1 protein-coding gene is annotated in these 1,261 nt (G+C 52.5%); it reads right to left on the reverse strand.

Annotation, left to right across the window (positions count from 1 at the left end; translation table 11 throughout):
- Positions 1-54 precede the first annotated feature (54 nt).
- Positions 55-1,179, reverse strand: coding sequence for an IS481 family transposase (locus JFT44_RS28505; protein ID WP_057961168.1), 1,125 nt, complete (start codon positions 1,177-1,179; stop codon positions 55-57).
- Between the last annotated feature and the right edge of the window lie 82 nt (positions 1,180-1,261).

A 1,261-nucleotide genomic window follows, 5' to 3' on the forward strand; every position in this document is an offset into this window, starting at 1 on the left:
CCCTGTACGGACCGGACACATAGTGGACACATGTGCGGGGACATAGTTGACACATTATGAACCATAGTCCGGTTTGCTCACGTCGATCGTTCGTAGGAAATGGTGGCAGAAGTAGACGTCAAAGAGCCCGTCACTTTCAGGGTTAGGCCGAACTGCGATGTGCTGCCCAACCAGCCCCTTGGCAATGCTGAAGTAACGTTTCTGAAAGCGAAATCGGCTGTGATAAACCTTGGCCAGCACATCATCCGGCCCATATTCAAACTCCGATAGCTGCTGCGGATAAGCCCAGGGGCTTGCTCGATACCGGTCCATAGGCACCTTGTAGTCCAGTGCTTGGTGAGGGCGTTTTAAGTTATAGACCTCACGCCATTGATCAAACGCTGTTTGAGCATCCTTGATCGTGGAGAATTGACGCCCATCAAGCACCTCGGCTTTGAGTGAACGATGGAAGCGCTCAATCTTTCCATTGGTTTGAGGGTGATAAGGACGACTGAAGCTGATCCTGATCCCCAAGCGAATCAACCAGATACTTAATTCTGTGATTTCCCCAGGGTTGCGTGGCGAGCCCCATGGCGGCCCATTGTCAACGTTGATGCGAGCCGGTAAACCAAAGCGCTGGAATACCTCGATCATCTTTTCCTTCACTGTGATTCCACGCTCGTTATCACAAGCTTGAATCGCCAAATTGAATCGTGAGTGATCGTCCAACAACGTCAGCGGATGGCATCGGCCTTCTTGCGTCGGGAAGTGCCCTTTGAAATCCATCTGCCAAAGATCGTTAGGTGCATCGTGTTCAAATCTCAGCTTTGCTTCTTGTTCCTTCTGAACAGGCTGAATCAGCCCGCATCGGTGCAGAACATTGGTGACAGTGCTAGGAGCAATCTGCTTTTTCAAAAGGCTGCTGATTGTACGTCCGCCCCAAGCGGGATGTGCTCGCCTAAGCGCTATGACTTCCGCTTCCAGAGCTGGCGCGGTTAGCTTTGGGCTAGTCGCAGGTTTTCGGGACTTCTCTTGCAGTCCAGACTGCCCCTGCATTTCATAGCGTTTCAACCACTTATAGGCCGTTTGCGGACTGATGCCGAACCGTCGACACAGCTCTCGTTTATTGCTGCCGGGTTGCCGTGCTAAGGCAATGAACTCTTCTTTCAGGCTCATGGTATCTCTCGTGTCCCAGGGCATGATGGCTTTCCGGCGAAGTTGGCTCGCCAAAAGTGTCCACCATGTCCCCGCACACCCGTCAACCATGTGTCCGGTCCGTACA

The organism is Pseudomonas sp. MF5691 (assembly GCF_016405645.1).
In the GTDB taxonomy this organism is placed as follows: domain Bacteria; phylum Pseudomonadota; class Gammaproteobacteria; order Pseudomonadales; family Pseudomonadaceae; genus Aquipseudomonas; species Aquipseudomonas shahriarae.